Annotated in this window: 14 protein-coding genes, 1 tRNA gene, 1 pseudogene and 1 other annotated feature; of the genes and pseudogenes, 7 read left to right on the top strand and 9 right to left on the bottom strand. The window is 46.7% G+C overall.

The genetic code is table 11. The annotated features are described in order from the left end of the window. The first annotated feature begins 62 nt into the window (after nucleotides 1-62). Complete coding sequence (locus AAHA39_RS06345; protein ID WP_320657403.1) at nucleotides 63-593, top strand: phosphatase PAP2 family protein; 531 nt, start codon at nucleotides 63-65, stop codon at nucleotides 591-593. Nucleotides 594-1,255: 662 nt separating this feature from the next. After that, nucleotides 1,256-3,334: a methyl-accepting chemotaxis protein gene (locus tag AAHA39_RS06340; RefSeq protein WP_320657404.1), complete on the top strand. Its 2,079-nt coding sequence runs from the start codon at nucleotides 1,256-1,258 to the stop codon at nucleotides 3,332-3,334. Nucleotides 3,335-3,397: 63 nt separating this feature from the next. Here the strand turns inward: AAHA39_RS06340 and AAHA39_RS06335 are convergent. Then, nucleotides 3,398-3,822: pseudogene (locus tag AAHA39_RS06335) on the bottom strand (transposase); the annotation flags it as partial. Nucleotides 3,823-3,998: 176 nt separating this feature from the next. Here AAHA39_RS06335 and AAHA39_RS06325 point away from each other — a divergent pair. Together AAHA39_RS06325 and AAHA39_RS06320 are read left to right on the top strand one after the other, a co-directional pair. Beyond that, entirely contained in the window at nucleotides 3,999-4,955 is a 957-nt protein-coding gene (locus AAHA39_RS06325; RefSeq protein ID WP_320657405.1) for a sensor domain-containing diguanylate cyclase, read from the top strand. Nucleotides 4,956-5,164: 209 nt separating this feature from the next. Continuing rightward, the gene (locus AAHA39_RS06320) at nucleotides 5,165-6,124 is read left to right on the top strand and encodes a sensor domain-containing diguanylate cyclase (RefSeq protein ID WP_320657406.1); all 960 of its coding nucleotides are present in this window, start codon (nucleotides 5,165-5,167) and stop codon (nucleotides 6,122-6,124) included. A gap of 56 nt (nucleotides 6,125-6,180) precedes the next feature. Here the strand turns inward: AAHA39_RS06320 and AAHA39_RS06315 are convergent, their stop codons facing one another. The 7 genes from AAHA39_RS06315 to AAHA39_RS06285 all read right to left on the bottom strand — a co-directional run bounded on the left by AAHA39_RS06315 (nucleotide 6,181) and on the right by AAHA39_RS06285 (nucleotide 16,094). Beyond that, entirely contained in the window at nucleotides 6,181-7,041 is an 861-nt protein-coding gene (locus AAHA39_RS06315) for a TIGR02285 family protein (RefSeq protein ID WP_320657407.1), read from the bottom strand. Between the two features lie 350 nt (nucleotides 7,042-7,391). Continuing rightward, nucleotides 7,392-8,717, bottom strand: coding sequence for a hypothetical protein (locus AAHA39_RS06310; protein WP_320657408.1), 1,326 nt, complete (start codon nucleotides 8,715-8,717; stop codon nucleotides 7,392-7,394). Between the two features lie 364 nt (nucleotides 8,718-9,081). Further along, nucleotides 9,082-9,726, bottom strand: a complete 645-nt coding sequence (locus AAHA39_RS06305; RefSeq protein ID WP_042010612.1) for a hypothetical protein — start codon at nucleotides 9,724-9,726, stop codon at nucleotides 9,082-9,084. Beyond that, nucleotides 9,723-13,130, bottom strand: coding sequence for a hypothetical protein (locus AAHA39_RS06300; protein ID WP_320656674.1), 3,408 nt, complete (start codon nucleotides 13,128-13,130; stop codon nucleotides 9,723-9,725). Before AAHA39_RS06300 ends, AAHA39_RS06305 begins: the two co-directional genes overlap by 4 nt. Beyond that, complete coding sequence (locus tag AAHA39_RS06295) at nucleotides 13,130-14,548, bottom strand: tyrosine-type recombinase/integrase (RefSeq protein WP_320656675.1); 1,419 nt, start codon at nucleotides 14,546-14,548, stop codon at nucleotides 13,130-13,132. Before AAHA39_RS06295 ends, AAHA39_RS06300 begins: the two co-directional genes overlap by 1 nt. 157 nt (nucleotides 14,549-14,705) lie before the next feature. Further along, nucleotides 14,706-14,779 (bottom strand) — tRNA-Arg (locus AAHA39_RS06290). A gap of 160 nt (nucleotides 14,780-14,939) precedes the next feature. Beyond that, on the bottom strand, nucleotides 14,940-16,094 hold the full coding sequence (locus tag AAHA39_RS06285; protein ID WP_320656676.1) for a flagella assembly protein FlgT: 1,155 nt from the start codon (nucleotides 16,092-16,094) through the stop codon (nucleotides 14,940-14,942). Between the two features lie 218 nt (nucleotides 16,095-16,312). Between AAHA39_RS06285 and AAHA39_RS06280 the strand changes: the two genes are divergently transcribed. After that, entirely contained in the window at nucleotides 16,313-16,933 is a 621-nt protein-coding gene (locus AAHA39_RS06280) for a FlgO family outer membrane protein (protein ID WP_320656677.1), read from the top strand. Between the two features lie 10 nt (nucleotides 16,934-16,943). After that, nucleotides 16,944-17,369, top strand: coding sequence for an LPP20 family lipoprotein (locus AAHA39_RS06275; RefSeq protein ID WP_041208020.1), 426 nt, complete (start codon nucleotides 16,944-16,946; stop codon nucleotides 17,367-17,369). A gap of 318 nt (nucleotides 17,370-17,687) precedes the next feature. On the opposite strand, the gene pheA is transcribed toward AAHA39_RS06275, so the two are convergent. After that, entirely contained in the window at nucleotides 17,688-18,860 is a 1,173-nt protein-coding gene (pheA, locus tag AAHA39_RS06270) for a prephenate dehydratase (RefSeq protein WP_320656678.1), read from the bottom strand. A gap of 38 nt (nucleotides 18,861-18,898) precedes the next feature. Then, nucleotides 18,899-19,020: a sequence feature (Phe leader region), on the bottom strand. 169 nt (nucleotides 19,021-19,189) lie between these two features. On the opposite strand from pheA, the gene AAHA39_RS06265 reads away from it, so the two are divergent. Further along, a complete protein-coding gene (locus AAHA39_RS06265; RefSeq protein ID WP_203977328.1) occupies nucleotides 19,190-19,801 on the top strand; it encodes an HAD family hydrolase in 612 nt (203 codons plus the stop codon). Nucleotides 19,802-19,813 lie beyond the last annotated feature (12 nt).

The raw sequence follows: 19,813 nt of genomic DNA, 5'->3' as shown, positions 1-19,813 counted from the left end.
TTGATAGAGGTGTCAGTTCCGTTAGGCTGATGGAAAAAGAATTAACATAAAATGGATTTTATATGAATAAAAATATTGTTCTCGCAGCTGTCATTAGTAGTTTCTTTAGCCCTGTATATGCATCTAGTGCATTTGAGACATATGGTGATATCGGGCAATTTGCCTTACCTGCTATTGCAGCAGGGATCTCCTGGTATAAAGACGACTATGAAGGGTTGAAGGATTTTGGTTATTCTTTTGTATCAACTACAGCAACTGTTGAGATTTTGAAGAATACGGTTGATGCAACACGGCCAAATGGTGGTTCGAAAAGCTTCCCTTCTGGTCATACGGCCTGGGCCTTTAGTGGTGCCAGCTATCTGCATATGCGTTATGGCTGGAGCTATGGGCTTCCTGCATACCTTGCTGCTGGAGCTGTAGGCTGGTCTCGTGTTGAGTCAGATAATCATTACTGGCGTGATGTAATCGCCAGTGCAGTGATTGCTACTGGTTTTAGCTACGTGTTTACCACTCCGTATGATCAACAGTTGGTGTTTGCACCTGGAATTATGAATGATGGTGCTCAGGGCATTTTGATGAGTTATCGATATTGATATCGATACCCCTGAATTTAACTTCATGGCGATGTGAACAAGCACATCGCCATTTTTAATAGCAACCCATTGTGGTTACTGGGCATCTTCGTCCATTCCTTATAAATTCTGGAGCTAATCTAAGGTGCTGCACTCCCTTGTGGTTAAACCGAGCCCAGAGCTTCTTTCAAGAGTTAACCAGAACCGTACACAACGACTTTGATCGTGCTCCAGCCGCGCTTTCCCAAGTTGAATGCTGTCACTGCCAGCATAAGTATGAAGCCAACCGAACTGATTAAGGGCGCCCATCTCATCGTTACACATGGGGACGTTGTAACTTGATGGCTGATTTGGGAAGCAGCGCCGCATAAACGCAAAATGCTCCTCGGTATTAGGCGCTTTTGGGGTTGTGGTATGCGGTCGCTGGGATTACCGATAACGATTGTCTGAGGTGGTTGATACCTCACTGATAGAAATGACAGAGGAAGAGGAAGTTGGTTTGATTTATGCCTAAAATCAACATTTGATAGTTTTGTCATTTTTGTTTCGAGGAGTGGTTTTTTCGCACTGCCCTAGCTTATGCTGTTTATTGTTTTTGTTGGGATAACCGCTTGGTAGCACGTTGTTGGCTTCCTTTCTGGTAATGGCTCTTCCATTCGGTAACTAGTCAATGAGGTGATGCCATGGCTACCGCACAAGGACTTTTAGATAACAATGCTCTCGAACTGAACGCCGCTAATGTAGCCTCGCGCAGCCCGCTCCGTTTCAACTCTGTCAAATGGATGATGATCAAGGGCGGTGTTCTGGTTGCAGTACCACTGCTGGTTGCCTCTATTGTCTCCATATGGAGTAATCAAACTCAGCTACGTGCCCAAGAGAAAGTTGAAATACTAGATCGCGCCCAATCCACCTTCCAAGCAACCCGTTACGATTTGGTACAGATCCAGCAATTTCTAACTGATGCATCTGTGACTGGTGATACTGAAGAGGGGATCGCTGATGCAGCAACGTTCCGTGATGATGCATTGAAAAATTTGGATACGCTTGCCCGAACTCTGCCTGAGCTCACCAATGAAATCGTGCCGTTGCAGGAAGTGGCAAATCAACTGCATGAGAAAGGTGTGGTCATGGTTAACGCTTATGTCCATGAGGGACAGGCCGCGGGCAACGCTATCATGAAAAGCCCTGATGGCTTTGATGCCATGGTTGAAGATGCAGCGGGGAAACTGGATCAGATATCTCGAACTCTCGACAACCGGATAACCAGTGCCACCGCCAGTCGGGATCAGGCCAAGGGCTTGTCACTCTGGATAAGCCTCGGAGCAGGTTTGGTTTCGCTTCTTTGTGTGGTTATGGCCTACCTGATCCAATATCGTCATCTGATGCGAACCTTAGGGGGAGAACCTGGCTATGCTGCTTGGGTCGCCTCCGAAATTGCCTCTGGCAACCTGACCGTCAGGATCGAGGCCCGCGTTGGTGGCAACAGTGTGCTAGGCACCATGCGCATGATGGCTGAGCAGCTCAGTGGTCACATGCGCCAGATTGACCTGCGTACCCGCCAGCTGGCCCAATCCTCCTACCAGATCTCCGATATTTCCAAGACCATCACTGATGCAGCCCAAACTGAGCAACATCACTCGGGTGAAGTGAACCGTGCCAGTAACGATCTATCCTACGCAGCCGAGGCGGTAGCAGGGCTTGCTGATCAAGTCGGACAGCAGGCGGAACTTGCCTATCAGAGTGCCAACCGCAGTACTCAGGTGATGAGCGAGAATATCGATGAAATGCGCCGTGCAGTAGCCGAAGCGCAGCAGGCCGAGCAGAAGACTCGCCAGCTGAGCGATGCGAGCCAGAAGATCCAGGTGATCACTCAATCAATAACCGCTATAACCGAGCAAACCAACCTGTTAGCACTCAATGCCGCCATCGAAGCGGCCCGAGCTGGTGAACATGGTCGTGGCTTTGCTGTAGTTGCCGACGAGGTGCGCAAACTGGCCACTCATGCTGGGCAGGCAACCAAGGAGATTAATGGCATTGTCACTACCCTTAGCCAGCTTATCGGCGAGAATGAGGCCACTGTGAAGAGCGTAATTGCCCGCACCCACCTCACGATGGACAAGGCCCACGAGGCAAGTCAGTCGATCAATGGCCTAATGGGAGAGATTGAACGCAGTGTCGAGGCCGCAGGCCAAATCCGAACCACCAGTAGCGAGCAGATGGACAAGCTCACCTCACTCAACGCTCATCTCCATGATCTGTTACATGCCCTCTCCGAAAACACCGAGAAGGTGCAGACCACTGGTATCATCAGCCGCACCCTCTATAAAGAGTCGAGCGAGTTGCGCGATATCATGGAGCAGTTCCGCTTCGAAATAACCAATAATCCCGACCGCGCTGAACGAGAAATGCGTAGGGCTCCACGCATGTATCAGCACATGATGGTGAAGATCGGGGCCGGAGGCGTCTTCCACGAATCGATTACCGAGGACTTTAGTGTAACGGGGTTACGTCTGCGCACCGTGCAGTCCCTCGAATTGCCCAAAAAGTCGCAAGTCGAGCTCAAGATCTACACCCCCAAACAGTCCATAGATCTCTATCGTAGTCAGACGCCGCTGGCAGTTACTGCCAAAGTGATGTGGTCGAAACAAGAGGAAGATGGAGAAGCATACGGTCTGGAGTTCATCAATGTGACGCCGGCAATTCGCAGCAATCTGGAGGCTTGCTTCAGACATTATGCTTTGGAGCCAACTTTTACTCATTGACACATTCAGTGTCGCAGCCTAAATCAACCCAAAAATCATGACTAACCCAGCCCCTTGTGAGCGCTACACTCGGGGCTTTCTGTTAGGCAGGCCAAGGTGGTTCAGTTTCCAACATACGCCATCACTTCCCATACTGAACCGTTGAATATTCGCAGGCTGATTTCCACTGCCAGAAACTGCTTAAACCGATACATCGCTGCTCTGTTAGCTAGCGAAGGTGATAGCCTAATACCTGCTTCCTGTGTGCAATCCCTTCCTTGCGCATCACCAGCATAGCCTCGCCCCTTTTTCCCTAGCCCTGCATTCTTGCGCTGTGAGAGATAGGCAGTAGCCCCTTTACGCGAGATCAGCTAATAGCTGGATTTGCTGTAATAGGCACTATCTGCATCAACACGTCCCTACTTGCTCAGCAGTGGATTGAGCAGAGTCGGCAGAACCTCGGCATCATGGACATTTTCCAGAGAGATTTCCGCTGCCACGACATCGTGGGGTAGTAGTTTTTTCAACTGCCTAAGCGAGAGCGGGCCAAAAGGAAGATTTAAGCGATAATAGATAAAGCTAGGAGTGACCTATTTGACTATATCGAGCTGTTTCACAACAGCCAGCAAAAGCATGGTTTCAGTGACCTGTTGAGTGCAGAGTTCTAGTTAACAAGGAGATGTTGATGCAAAGCCCTGTAGTACCGGATAACGAACGGCTCCGCTTAGATGCCTTGCGCCGTTTAGCCATTCTTGACAGCCCCGCAGAGGAGCGTTTTGACCGGATTACCAGGATGGCTCGTAACATGTTTGAGGTGCCTATCGCGCTGGTATCATTGGTTGATGAAAATAGACAGTGGTTCAAATCATGTTGTGGGTTGCCTGTCTTGGAGACACCGAGAGACATTTCTTTCTGTGGTCACGCGATTCTTGGTGATGAACTGTTCGTGGTTGAAGACGCCGCCCGAGATCCACGATTTGCTGATAACCCCTTAGTTACAGGAGCACCGCACATACGCTTCTATGCTGGCCATCCACTGGAAGTTGGCAATGGCTTGAAGCTCGGCACGTTGTGTATCATAGACTCTAAGCCCAGAGTGCTTAGCTCACGGGATCAAGCTCTGTTAGCCGACTTGGCATCCATGGTTGAGAGTGAGCTACGAGCAGTGCAGATGGCGACAATAGATGAATTGACGGGGATTACTAACCGTAGAGGATTCATGCTGCTCGCTGAAAAAAGCTTGAGATTTGCGTTTCGCATAAAAGCGCCAGCTACATTGCTATTTTTAGACCTGAATCACTTTAAAATGATTAACGATAAATTTGGTCATGATATTGGTGATGATGCATTGCAACAAATGGCTGAACTATTATGCCGAGTATTTCGAGATTCTGATATATTTGCTCGTCTGGGTGGGGATGAGTTCGTAGTTCTTTTACCTGGAACTTGTAATGAAAATTGTCAGAGAATTAAAGAACGACTACATCATGCACTGAGTGACTTCAATAGTCATAGTGGTAAGCCTTACCAGCTTTCATGTTCGCTAGGTATTGTTATTTACGATGCCAGTATGCCACCTGATTTAGACCGACTACTCCGGCAAGCAGATGAGGAGATGTATGCATGCAAAGTAAAAAGATGAATTGTGTGACGATCGGATTCAAGTAAACCCTCTTTGTTGTGGGGTAGGGCTAGTATCTTGTCGAGATAAATCCAATACGAGAGACTAGTGAGTTAACGATCACACTACAGCTAAAATCTGTCATCTGTAATGCTACATTACATTATGTTGCATCTAAAACCATGCCATACTATTCGCGTTTTAAACTGATATGAAAAAAGGCAGCAAGGATGCAACCTCTTCATGAAACCCCAGATCCCGACTTTCTTCGCCTAGATGCGTTACGCCGTCTTCAAGCACTTGATTCTCCTACAGAGGAACGTTTCATTCGTATAACAAGAATGGCTCGCAATATTTTCGACGTTCCTATTGCCCTAATATCTTTTGAAGATAATGAGCATGGCTGGGCTAAACCTTGTTATGGTCTGAACATGCATGAGTCAATTCCTAATATCTCATTTTGTAGGAACGAGTTTCTCAAAAAGAGCATGCTTGTTATAGAGGATGCGACTCAAGATCCTCTCTATGCTGAGAATCCGCTGGTCATTGGGGAGCCCTATATTCGCTTCTACGCTGGACACTCATTAGTCATAACGAATGGATTGCACATTGGTTCCTTGTGCATTATCGATCGGAAGCCAAGGGTTTTTGGTGACAAAGAGAGAATTTTATTTACTGACTTAGCATCTACAGTTGAGAGCGAATTACGAGCCGTACAAATGGCTACAATAGATGAACTGACGGGTATAACGAATAGGCGAGGCTTTATTCTTCTAGCAGAGAAATATTTGCAGCATGCATTTAGAGCAAAGAGAAATCTCACATTATTATTTATCGATTTGAATAATTTTAAATCTATAAATGACCGTTTTGGTCATGATGTAGGAGACGATGCATTGTGCCAAGCAGCCAGACTAATAAATATGATTTTTAGAAATTCAGATGTTTGTGCAAGGTTAGGTGGTGATGAATATGTGGTTTTATTACCTGAAGCAAGTAGCGATTACTTTAAATATATGCACAGTAGGATAAATATCGCATTTGATGAATTTAATGTGCATAGTGGAAAACCCTATACACTATCTTGTTCTATAGGTATGGTGAGCTATAACCCAGCAATGCCACCAGATTTAAATATGTTACTTAAATTAGCTGATGAAGAAATGTATCGGTGCAAGCATTCACTGTGAGAGATGCTATGGCCTCTATAATGAAAATACCCGTATTGGATAGTTTTACAACATAGTTAATTCTTGTCTTGGTGAACTGCATCACGCCACATATAGTTTTCATTAATGTAGTCTGGATTTGATTGTAGTTTTGTTAGTGCCTCATTAATGTCTGTCATGATCTTATAACCCCACTCGGTTTTCGGTGCGGCAACATAGGTCAATATTTCCTTTGGCTGACCGTATATGTTTATAATCGTTAACTTACCTCGGTAAGACTTTATATTTAACTTTGAATCAGTAGATGAACCATACCCGTACTTACTTTCTGCGTGATAAACTATTTCTTCTGGATACGCGATTGTAAATCCATTTTTATCTTTTAGGAGGAGATCTAAGGTATTCCCCATCGGTGCATTAAGGGAGTAGCTGACACTCTTATTTTTTTGTTCCTGGATTGCAGGGTCAAACTTGCCACCATATGAACGAGAGGCGATAAAATATCCTTTTTTATCTTTCGATTTAAGCAATCTAAGTAGGTCAATGGTATCTCCATTAACCATATATTTTTTATAGTTATCCCTCTCACTAGATGGTATGACTACGTGTGGCGCTGTTGGTAGCTTTTTATGAAAGGCTGAGAATATTTGATATGCTTCCCTTTCAGGTGTCTTTATCATATTACCACAAATCACCTTCTGTCCTTGCTCCATCATATGCCGGATCCTGGCGATGTTAGCCCATATGATTACATGGTTATATTGGGGCAATTGAGCTCTTATCATTGCGTCAGTAACATCAACCACACCTCTACCTGAATAACTACCATCCTTTACATAAAATGGAGGGATGTCATATTGAACCCAATGGATTGTCTCTTTTGAGTACACATCAAGAGATATAATAAAAAGAATGAATGTGACAAAAATTTTATTCACTACTATTCCACCTCTCTATCTTGATACAACTCATAGTGTGGTGATTAGTCAATAACGCTAACATCTTCACAGAGAAAGCTTGGCATGTGAGAGTGCTTTCGTAAACCTACTAAGGCAGAAAGAGCTGGTTTGCTGCATCTTCAAAGATCGTGCTGAACGTTGATACGCCGTACTATCCCGCTTGTCGCCATACGCGGCAGCATGGGACTTGATTGCTGCTGTACCTAGAGCCCATAGAGCTTGTACGCTATGTGGTGTGCTCTTGAGGTCAAGTGCTGTCAGTCTATGGTTGAATAGAATGTGGTTTTCAGGTGAGAACCATACCTGCACGATCCGTATGTATATAAAAATCATGGGATTTTGATGTATGAACTATATCTTCGCCTTAAATCATCAATATCTTTTTTTGCTTTCCTTTCTTTTTCCTCCAGTGCTTTTATCTCATTTGATTTTTCTTTTAGCAACTGCTCAAACATTACTTTAGCCTGCTCTCTTGCTTTAATATCAACGATGCTTGCCAAGTCTTTGGATTTTTCTGTTAGAGCCTCTTCTCGTTCTTGCAGCGAGATGAGGCTATCATTTAAATTCTTCTGTATTAGGTCTAAGGAGGCTGAACGCCTACGCATTTCGACTTCACCAGCATCAAGCTGAGCCTCTTTGGCTTTAATGGTTCTATTTATATCATCAACCTGTGAATAAAACTCAGTTTTAAGTTCATCTAAATTATGAAGGTCGCGTAGTAAGTCTTGCTTTTGTTCAATCTCATCTTGTATATGATAGAGACGGTCTTTTAATTCCATTTCAAAGCTTCTGTATTGATCTTCCAATAGGATTAATCTTTCCTGTGCCTCTAAAATGCACGACTCTTTTTCTTTTAATACTATCTCCCATCTTCTCAGAATTGCGTTAGCCTTGCCTTCTGCATGCCGAGACTGTTGAATGACTCGTTGCATATCACTCAGCTCAGATTGACTCGTATTTTTTATCGCATTGTATTCTGCATTAAGCCTTTTAACCTCTGCATCATGCTTTGCACTCAAAGATGAATACTGATTCTGTAAAGATAGTAACTGCTGTCTATTGTGCGTATACATCATTTCGGAGAAGTTGCCAACAGGGGCCACAGATACCCATTTTTTGGGGCATTTTTTTAGATAATCTCTTATCTCTTCTTTTGAGATTATCTCTCCTTTCACACGAAATCCACTCAGGTCAAGTTCAACACAGGTTGCATTCACCCGTTTTAATTCTTTAATTTTCCCTCGATCACAAAAGTGCGTAACTGCAACTTCGATGAGAACCTTCTCTCCATCGATGAATCCGATTACATCAGGTATAACTCGACCTTCATAAACCTCACATGCCATCTCATCAAAGGATATATTTTGATGTATTGGGTTTATAGTTCCAATAGGCAGTAACAACTGCCTGTCAGTTGCTAAAACCTCTTTAGCTAGGATATGTATTTCCGTTTCCGGCTTCCAGGTACAGGAGTTCTGTTCGATTGAATTAGGCTCATGAGCAAAATAATGGGCTTTAATTGGCCCTTTCATTGCCCAGACAGCGCCCTGACAACCGATGCATGTGCAATTGCATCCTTTGCCACTAACAACGTCTTTGACATCAACGATATGGCCGTTGTCGTCAAGGGCGCGAGTCATCAGGATTCTTGCCATCTCTATCCTACCCACAAGTGGATCTATGTATCAAAGCGCATCAGTTTATTCAGCCCACGTAGATGCGTACACCACATCAGTTACTACAACATTTTCATGAAAAATCATACACTTCCATTTGATTGTTTTGAACTTAATCAAGATTCAATCGGATTTAGAGATATGACCACTCCCCAAGCGAGCTAATTGGGCTGTAGAGGATGGGCAGGGGCAGGGGCAGGCAAACAGGGAAAGATGATGCAAGGGAAACCCCACAGTATGTTGAAGACGGCTCTGAGATTGATACAAAAGGAAGGGCGCACGAAAGTAGCGTAAAAAAGACACCGGTTTGAGGCCGGTGTCTGGCGATAGAGAGGACTGTAGACTATATTTTCTTCGCTAACCATTTAAAGAATTTTGGGAACTTTGATTTGCTAATAATGGCTTCATCACTCTCCCAGTCATAAATAACGCCATCTTTTAATTCAAATTTTATATATTCAAGTTTTAAAATTAACTTATAAAGTTCATTGAATAAGTCCTCGTAGGTTTCCCCTCCTGAAACTTCTATCTTTTCTACTCTGGATTTTTGCATCGAATATTTTTCTGAATATTCAAGTGCTAAACGTTTTTCAAGTAGAGCATCAGCCTCATTAAGCTTCCTTGTTAGCTCTTTTATTATGAGTTCCTTCTCCTCAACTTGTTTTTGTAAGCTACGTTGGACAAGATTAAACTCAATTGCAAGGTCTTTTTTGTGGGCAACCGTTTCAGGGCTGACTTTCATAAGATATTTAATTAATAAATCGTCATATTTTTTATTTCTACGTATAGTTGAGCTAGCAACAGGTTGCCCTTCCTCTTCGCTAAGTTTTTTAGCAACATATTCACTTAGTTTTGTCCTGTTAGGGAACTTTACTTTAAGAGGGATCAGCTCCATTAATATTTTTGAGATTCTTTCTGCCCGAGCATCAGTGGTCTCGGAATAATATGCTTGTAGTGATTTAGCCTTGTCTTTATTCGATATTTTCATTTGAACTCACCAATTTTGATGCTTGAGGTAATCAAAGCTGGATTTGTTAGCTTTTTAGCCAGTTGAGTTTCATTTATTCTATTCGTATCACATATAATTTTAATTAACCGAAGGGCTACTTCTGCTTCGCTATTTGAGTTATCTTCCAGTATTTCAATAGCTTCAATGTTCTTATTCATAAGAGCAGTAAGTTGGCGATTAAGCTTGCTCGCTTCTCGCTCAAGCTTGGGGGAGGTCATTGTACTGACACCATCTGACTCGATGAGTCTATCCATGATGTTTTGACCCGAAAAAGAACCTGATATATGTTTCACCAATTTATCATTTTTTGAGCCAGTATAGAAATTACGAGAGTTAATATGGGTGGACAAAAACTGATGCCGCGCATACCATCCACTAACGGATTTTATAACTAATTGCCTGTCCCTTTTTAGGCTCTCTTTTTCTGCATCCAAGAGATTTGATCCATTTTTTATTTGCTTGGTTAAATCTACTGCAATATCACCGAGCCTTTTCAATTCAACGCCAATAGCAACCGCATGGTCACAGCAGATGATAGCGTAAGGACAGATGGCACAACACTTTTCACCAGCTAGGGCTGCTATGACATCTTTAGGGCATTCATTATTAAATGGACATATGTGTGTTCTGTTGAATGATATTTCGTTTGCTGATGCTTGAGATAGTGTCTCAATAGGTGAGCGCATACCGCTAACTACGATTGAAGACATACTGTGGCAACCGAAGTCGTTGATGGCTGTACCTTGTTCATGCCTTTTTAGGTATTCATTTTCATCAACTTGAATTTCATTGATAGACGCAATCTTGGCAGTTTCATTGCGACTCTGATCTAGAATTGATGGGGGGAATTGCTTTTTAAGACCACTTGCATCATGAATTGATCTGATTAAATCTGATTCTTCATGTGTGTTTATTGTGTAATATCCTACAACTTTTTCTGATTGTCCGGTACAAATCTCACCTACCGCTTTGGGACTCGCCAGCACGGAACAAACGCTGTCAAAAGTGACCCTGAGAGAATGTGGAGTCCATATTACGGCACGCTTAAGTGGAGTGAATGCATGTCCTACTCCAGTGGACTTATTTCTCAATGTTGCAGTGTAGTCTTGTTCCGCATGAACAAAGTTCTTCGTGTTTCTAAACGTTGTCTGGTTTGCATACAATGGAAGCCAATATAGTGAAGATTCAAAATATATTGGTTCTTGATTTTCCAGCATCATTTTTTTGTTATGTGCTTGTAGGCACTTTTCAAACTCAAGCAGTAAATGCAACAGAAAACTGCTCTCACGGCCTCTTTGGGTGTTATGATAATGTGAGGTATTTAGCGGGGTTCTTTGTAACAGTGGGAGGATCGTAGGCCACTTTGAAGAGCTCTCTCCATTGTAATGGATTGGTTCGTTAAAACCCACTCTATTAACTTTCATTCTTAGCCGTGCTGCTCGATCTAAGAGGCGCATAACATGACCTGGAATTTGACTTGTATATGGCTCTGTTTTCGCCTTGTCGGTGTTAACGTATAAGTCTACAAAATCGTCATCTGTATATTCATTCTTGCAGCATTGAGAATAGTTTCTAACATCCAACCATAGGATATTTGAGTCTCTCAAGCCGCTCCATGCCATTACAGTCATGTTTACCAGTCCATGATACTGAGTAAACTTAACAGGGTCTTTCCAGTTTTCAATATTAAAATCTTGCAACCACGAAGCATTAAATTCTTCTATATGAACCTTGTACTCTAACCACTCGATAGTTTTATTTACCTTGAAGTTATGTTTGTTTTTTCCTTTGTTGAAAATGACATTCTCTGCATTAGCGAGAACTACTTTCGTTACTTCACAGAGATACATGCGAAGTAATACCCAATAGTCTAAACTAATCTTTTCTTTTACTGTGTGCTTATATGAGTAACCCTTATGTGAATCTTTATCGAAATCCGAAATTGGGTTTGATTCTAATTTACATGAAGGAACTCCTGAAAACTTAGCAATTACATAGTCAAAATATCTCTGAATGCCAGCTATTGTATCTCGTCCGGCATTGGTTTTTAAATAACCTTTAGATACGCTCTTTTCTTCTGTGATTGCGTAGATGTAATCCAATAGCCCAACTGGATAGATTGTGCCTTCATGCTCACCAAAATGTGCATGCTCCATTGTCTGTGATTGTGATACGAAAACAAAACTTAGAAATTCTGCCGGAGAGGAGGGGTATTTAATCGGTGTGTTTGGATGACTCCTAAAAAAAGTAGGAAGGTAGTCAAAGAGATAAGAATTTAGGTATGCCAGTCTAGATTCGTGTGTTTTTTTTGTTCCTGATTCGGTTGCTGATGCCACGAAATCTAGTTGAGTCTTCTTCCAATAATTATCCTGTGATAATTCAGATGGCCGAAAGCTCAACAAACTATCTCGAACCGAAAATGTATATTCACCAAATGAAATAACGGAAATTTCTCGAAGGGTTGTTTCAATTTCATATTCTTGTGCATTAATATACTGGTTAGTCAGCTTTTTTACATCACTGGCGGTTGATGTAACTCTGATGAGATTTTTTCCCTTGTTTTTATCCAAAGGTGACTCTATGACAAATGAGTTCTTGGCTAGTGCCTTTTCATACTCAGCTCTCAATGTGGAACCGTTTGCTAAATCTAACATCTCCAAAATAATTAAATACGTGATAGTACTTATTTTGTTTTGAAGATCATTGGTTGATATGTAGTAACTAGCAGCCTCTTCATTAGCATTATAATATTCGATTAGAATATCTACGGAAATGTTATCCAATGAACTGGTTTTAGAGTATGTTAACGCCTCTATCATATTCATTGCCGCACGTTGCCTAGTTGAGCGCTTATCATTGCTTAACTCATCTATGAAAGGTCTATATTTTTCAGGTAAAAACTCTCTTAGCTCTGCATATCTAGGAGGCGTGGATGCCATGTAAACATGAGCTACACTGTTAACAATTAAACCTCGCACATAGAACCACCTAAATACATTTGGTGTCGCAGGGAGGTGTATTTGATGCCCGAAGCGAAGAGAAATATGCCCTTCAAATGATAGATGGATAAACAGAAAGCTAATGATCAGGTAGATCATCGAGTCTGCTTTTTGACCATGAGTATGGTACACGTCAATGAACCTGACCATATTTGTCTTGTTTTCTGTTGAACTGTCATATTTATTGAAATACTGTGATACGTCTTCAATGTGTTTAAGCCAGTTATATCTTCTAAGGCTTGCCAATACTAACTTTGCAAGATATTCACTACGACAGTTATTCCAATCATAGTCATAATCTTCATCAAATGCTTGCTGCAACCATTTTTCAGCACAAGCTGTTGCATCATTAATATTTGTTATAATTTTTGTATCGACTCTCATTACTTAGTTCCCGCAATCAGATCTGAAATGATTTTTTGTTTATGTTCCAATAGCATATTTTTGTTACCGTTACTTGATTTGTTTTGCAAAACAAGGTTGGCTAATCTCATTTTTTCTTGAGCCACTATTTTGTCTGTGACTGCATATTTTTTTGTTGATTCAATATTCGCATGTCCCATCATATTTTGGACTTCGAGAAGACTAAAAGAGTGTCCATCTGCTGTTCTATGAAAATTTAATAGCCAGTATCCGTAGAAGTGCCGGAGTGAATGTAATGTATATCTTTTATCGATGTTGTTTTTTAATGGACATTCTATAGTCTCTTGAATCTTTTTAAACGAACTCCCTCTATTAGATCTAGATGTTGCGAAAAGCGGTCTACCACGGCTGCGGTTTGAGTTAGTAACAAATAGGTAGTTATGTTCGAGACCTTTTGGTCTTTCAAGACGAAGGTATTTTGTGATGGACTCAAAAAATATTTTATTGAATGGATAAATGAAATAAGCTTCTTCAGTCTCTCTTCCCTTAAAGGATAATCTATTTATATCTTCATCCTTTATGCCTTCGAAGCACTCGATTCGATTGCGATAAGAGAAAACGTTGAGAGTTTCATTCACAATATCGACATCTGTAACAAGAAGCTGTGTCGCTTCACTAACCCGCAGACCAGTTCCAAACATCAGTGCCCATAGAGCTCTATCTCGGTAGGTCGGGGCTGCATCAAGGAGCGGCTCTATATGTGATACAGGGAAGTATTTGTATTCAGCCGATTGTCCGCCTTTTGGCAAGGCTTTAATGCTAAATAAACGAGTTTTTGTGTACTTTGCTCCACCGCGCATTACCTGGCAAAGAACGGATTGCTGTTGTAATCGCTTTCGCTCTGAAAGGCTTAGTTTTCTTCGTGTAAGCAATTCTGCATGGATGTTTTCTGAGGGAACATCTATGTCAATGAGACCTAGCATTTTGGCCTCTTTGAGTTTTTGGTGAGCGTTAGCAGATGCGTCAATAAAGCCGTTAACAGAGCTCAGATTGCGATTGGCACTCTGTGGCTTGATTGGGGCATGGCCTGTAGCTGTAGCCGTGTCTCGTGCGATTGGTGCTGACGAATTGCTGCCGAGTGTCAGGTAATCGGGGTAGGACAGTATGATCTCTGCAAGTAGTGTGCTGCTGGTCTTCGCACTTTGCTCAAAGAACAACTCCTGAGCGTTGATTACGTATTCAAGGAAAACCTTAAGGTCAGCAGCAATTGCGTCAATTGTGTTCTGGGAACGCTTCTGATTGGCTACTTGCTCAGAAATTATTGTATGCAAATAGTCTGCATAGAAAGGGATGCTCTCTCCAGTCTCAGTGTCTAGAAGGTCATACCCCTTCATTCCAAGAGAGCCAATGCCAATTGCGACCTTTGCAAGTTTGCGCACCAAATCACCTTTGCACGTATCATTATGGAGTGCAATAGTAGTTTGCTTGCGCTCTTAGTGCAATAGATGAGTTGATAGATAAAAAAAAGGTGATACGCACTTAAGCGAATCACCTTTACTTTTTCCATACAACCTATTGTTTTATGGAGGAAAAATTCCGAGACGGTGGGGCACGATCCCACAACCTTCCCCTTAGGAGGGGGATGCTCTATCCAATTGAGCTACGCCTCGATCACAACCTACTCTATCATGTTTTCTATCGCACTAAAACCTATAGTACATAAGAACCAGTGGCCTGTCCCTTAGGAGGGGACCGCTCTATCCTACTGAGCTACGGGAGCCTTGTGGCGGGCATTATACAAGAAGCAACTCCCTTTTAAACCCTTGATTCCTATTCCAATACTGCCAAATCCCCGTTCTGGATGTTGAATGGTGAATATTTGTTCTGGCTGCGAATGATGGCGCCGTCGTCGAACACCTGCACCACTTCGAACAGACCGTCGGCCGGGTTGCGCATCATGCGGGACTTGCCGTAGGGGTCGATGAAGTCGGCGTTGTGCTGGATCCGGAACTGGTCGCCGAGCTTGACTCCGTTGCGTCGGCCGAGATTGATGTAGGGACCGCGTTCGTTCTGGCCGACCACCCGGGCGGTGACCGGGGCACAGGTGAGCTGGGCCACCAGATCCTGAGCGGCCTGCTGCAGCTGGTAGTTGACCTCCTGGCCGTAGCTCGACTGCCAGAACTGGCCGCTGTTGCTGCCCACCTGATCCCGTTTGCCGAAGGTCCAGGTGGCGCGCCCTTCATAGACCTTACGGTTGATCAGGCTGCCGTTGATGCCGTCGAACAGGTAGAGCTGCATGCGAAAATTGCGCACGGGATCCTGATACCAGCTGGTCAGCTGGTTGCCCTGCAGTTCGATGGAGAGATCGTCGATGCTGCCGAGCACCAGATACTGGCTGTCGGTGCGCAGGCTGAGCGCTTTGATCTCCTCGAGGGCGCTGCGATCCCCCTGTTGCAGGTGAAGCGGGTCGATGCGCAGGTTTTCATCCAGCCACTGGCGCACCGCGACCCCTTGCGGGGCGTTGGCGAGGGTTTCGAACAGCCGGCGCGAGAGGTTTTCCGGCATGTCATCCATGGCGCCGTAGCTGGCCTGATCGGGGTAGCGCAGGCGCAGCCTGACCAGTGTCAAATCCTTGGCGAAGTGCTGGGTCTGGCAGATCTGGCGTTCGGCCTGAATGTCGGCCACCAGGGTGATGTACATGCGGCCGTTGCGCACCTCTTCCCGTTTGAGGCGGTACTGGCGAATGTCACCGCCGGAGCGGATCTGGATCTGCTCGGATCGCAGGCTGCCATTTTCCAGGCGCTGCACGCTGGAGACGGCGGCGCCGCTGGCCAGCAGAGCCTGACGCAGGGCATCGCGAGTCGCCTGTTCACGGGCGTAGACTTCATCCCCCCCCAGAATGGCAGCACTGCCCTGCGCTTCGATAAGCTCGGCGCGGGCACTCAGGCTGGCCAGCAGCAGGGTCAACAGCAGCGGTAATTTCATAGCAGATACCTTGATTAGGCGACTCGCAGCCTCTTCTCTTGAAGAGGGCATGGCGGGCCGACATGGATCACAACAGTTGTTCGATGGCGTTTTTCTGACCATCCGCCAGAGATTGGCTTAACAGCGAGTGTTTCAGCAAGAATCATGCCTCATTCCCGGCTCAAGGTTTGGCCGACGCGTCCGATAACAAATCAGGTGCAGATACAGGAAAGGTATCCATGAACAAATTCATCACGGCGTTGGCGCTCGCTCTGGCATTGGCCGGCTGCGGCTCCGACCCTATCAATCGGGATCAGGGGGATCCGCGTCAGGCGGCGCAGGGGATGGAGCTCAACTGGCTGGTGGCACGCATGACCGATCAGCTGATGGAGCGCAAATCGCTCTCCACTCTGACCGATCCCATCGCGGTAGCCTCTTTTGTCGATCTCGATACCCTGCAGGATACCAACTGGATGGGGCAGCAGATTGAGGAGAGCTTTATCTACGAGCTCAACCGCCGCGGCGAGGTGGTGGTGGACTTCAAGCTGACCGGCAGCATCAAGGTAACGCCGCAAGGGGATTTTGTGCTGAGCCGCAACTACAAGGAGCTCTCTCCCCGTCAGCCCATCTCACGCATTCTGGTCGGCACCTTCAGTCGCAACAGCAAGGGGGTTCTGGTCAACGCCCGCATCATCGACATGCGTACCAAGATGGTCGAGACCACGGCCCAGAGCCTGATCCCGCAGAAATATCTGTTCGGTGCCAACAACTCGTTTGGTCGGGCATCGATTAACCGCGGTTATCTGATGCGTGACAGTCAGGCCCGACCGGGTGGTCATCTGGTCAACCTGACCCCATAAGGAGCGAGTCATGAAGATGTTGTTTGGTTGCCTGCTGGCTCTCTTGCTCACCGGTTGCAGCTACAACCGGGTGACGGATTACACCCAGGGTGGCAAGCCCGATGATTTTCCGGTGCTCAAGGCGGTGGGCTATGCGGTGATCGACATCCAGCCCGGCCCCTCCCAGTCGGAGAAGATGCTGCAGGCGATCCGAGCTTCCAAGATGGATGCCTATCGCGAGCTGGCCGAGCAGCTCAATGGCCAGCAGGTGCGCGGCCAGAGCAGCTATCGTGACCTGACCCAGACCTCCAACTCGCTCGATGTGTCGGTCGCTGGCGTGGTGCGTGGTGCCCGGGTGGTGGCCTCCTATCCGCGCGGCAACACCTATGCCACCGAGATGGAGCTCGATACTCGCGCCCTCTACAACATCAACCAGCTGATGGCCGGTCAGTTCTGATGTGAACCGGTCAAAAGCGGAGTGTTCAAGGCGAGCCAGCGGCTCGCCTTTTTGTTATCGGGAAGAGTCAGGATCCGGGGTTCGGCAGGGGAAAATGGCTCTGGACAGGCAATTTAGCCACAGAAAGGGCCTTTTTAGCGGGCTTTATCGTCAATTTTTGCTTGATGATGGTGAATAGTCATTTAGCTTTGCTGAACAATAAATAGCCCGTGGTGGCGAGTTTTGGCACCTGGGTACAGCCTGTTCAGCGCTTCAGGTGGGCAGGTGGCAGAAAAAACAGAGGCGGGCATGATGCCCGCCTCTTGCCGCTTGGCTCGATTATTTGCCCATCAGTACCGGCGGCACTGCGGTCGGTTTGACATCCTCACTCGGGTAGCAGCCCAGCACCTTGATGTAGCGGGTGATCTTGGTCAGCTCCACCAGTGCAGCCTGCATCGCCGGGGTGTTGAGGTTGGCGGAGACGTCGAGGTAGAACATCTCTTCCCACGGGTTGCCCTGCACCGGACGGGATTCGAGTTTGGTCATGTTGATCTCGTGGCTGCGCAGCACCAGCAGCGCCTCCACCAGCGAGCCCGGTTTCTGGGAGGTGGACATGATGAGGGTGGTCTTGGCCGGGATCTGCGGCGCCACGTCGATGGGCTTGCGCGCCACCACGATAAAGCGGCTGTAGTTCTCTTTCTGGTTGGCAAGCTGCTCGGCCAGCACGTCCAGGCCATAGAGCTCGCCACCGGCGGCGCTGCCGATGGCGGCGGCCTCCGCGCTCGCCAGCTCTTTCACCTTCATCATAGCGCTGGAGGAGGAGTCGCAGATCTCGTGGCGCACCCCTTCCAGCTTGCTCAGATAGTGGGAGCACTGCTGGAACACCTGCGGGTGGGCATAGAAGGTCTTGATGCGGCCAAGCTCGGTCGGCACGGCGGTGAGAATGCAGTGCTCGATGGGGTAGGTCAGCTCGCCGACGATGGAGAGGCTGGTGTGCTGCATCACGTCATAGACTTCGTTGATGGAGCCTGAGCTGGTGTTCTCGATGGGCAGCACGCCAAAGGCGGCGCGACCCGACTCCACCGCATCCAGCACTTCGCGGAAGTTCTGGCAGTTCACCTCGATCACCTGATCCTTGTAGCGCGCCAGATATTTGCGGGCGGCCAGGCTGGAGTAGGAACCACGCGGCCCCAGATAGGCGACGCTGGTCATCGGCTCCTGCTGCTCCGGGTTGAGCAGGCTCTGCAGATAGGCCTGCTGGGAGAGCACCGAGTCCTCGATGATGGTGTGATAGATGCGGGTGATGTATTGGGCATCAAGACCCAGCACGCGCCCTTGCTGGATCAGGGCGACCAGCAACTCCTGCTCGCGCTGGTGGTCACGGATGGGGCGCGGGTTGGCTTGCTTGGCTCGTGCTACCTCGATGCTGAGGGTCTTGCGTTTTGCCAGCAGGGCAAGCAGCTCCTGATCCAACCGGGTGATGTCTTGTCTGATCTCGTCGAGCGTTGCCATGATGGTTCCCTATCCAATTAATCGATTGATATTGATGCAAAAAAAAGCCTCCGCGAGGGGAGGCTTGATTCGTCTTTGCTTTCTGTTCACACGACGACAGGCCTTCCCTCAAGCGGGCCGGATAAACGAGAAAGCAAAGAAGAATGGTGCGTGCATAAGTGTGTCCTTGAAGTAACGTCATAACCATTAAGGGATTTGCCGCTGCGATGCAAGTAAAACTTGCCCGCACCGCGAGATGGGGGCAGGGTATCCGGTCAAGTGGCAAGCGTATAAACGGCTTTATATGAAGCTGAATATTGGCCCGCGATTCAGCGCTGCAGGAGGTTGCGATGGCGATTATTTTCGATTTGGGACGGGTGGTGGTGAGCTGGGATCCGGTCGGCATAGTGAGCTCGGTGCGTGGCCCGGAAGGGGCCGCTCAGCTGGCGGAGCGGCTGTTCAATCATCAGGACTGGCTGGAGGTGGACAGAGGCACCATGTCACTGCACACCATGGCTCGTCAGGCAGAGCGCAGAACCGGGCTGAGCGCCGCAGAAAACCTGGCGATTTTGCAGGCGGTGCCTCCGTCGCTGTTGCCAGATCCCGCTATGCTAACCTTGATGGCCGAGCTGCACGGCGCGGGCCATTTGCTCTATGCCCTCTCCAACATGGGGCACGCCAGCATCGACTGGCTGGAGCAGCATCAGGATTTCTGGCGCTTTTTCAGCGGCAAGGTGGTCTCGGCGCGGGTGCGGATGATGAAGCCGGAGCCGGATATCTATCGCTACCTGCTGGTGTCGTTCGATCTCAAACCGGCAGAGTGTATCTTCATCGATGACAGCCCCGCCAACGTAGCGGCGGCAGAGGCCCTTGGCATCAGGGGCATGGTCTTCACCGACGCGGCGAGTTGCCGCCAGCAGCTGGTTGAGCTGGGCTGTTTGCCCGCCACCGGCAAGGGGTAATGCCCCTTTGGG

Origin of the sequence: Aeromonas sp. SE22, assembly GCF_038739755.1 — a bacterium.
GTDB classification, from domain to species: domain Bacteria; phylum Pseudomonadota; class Gammaproteobacteria; order Enterobacterales; family Aeromonadaceae; genus Aeromonas; species Aeromonas jandaei.
This window is presented reverse-complemented; position numbering and strand designations above follow the sequence as displayed.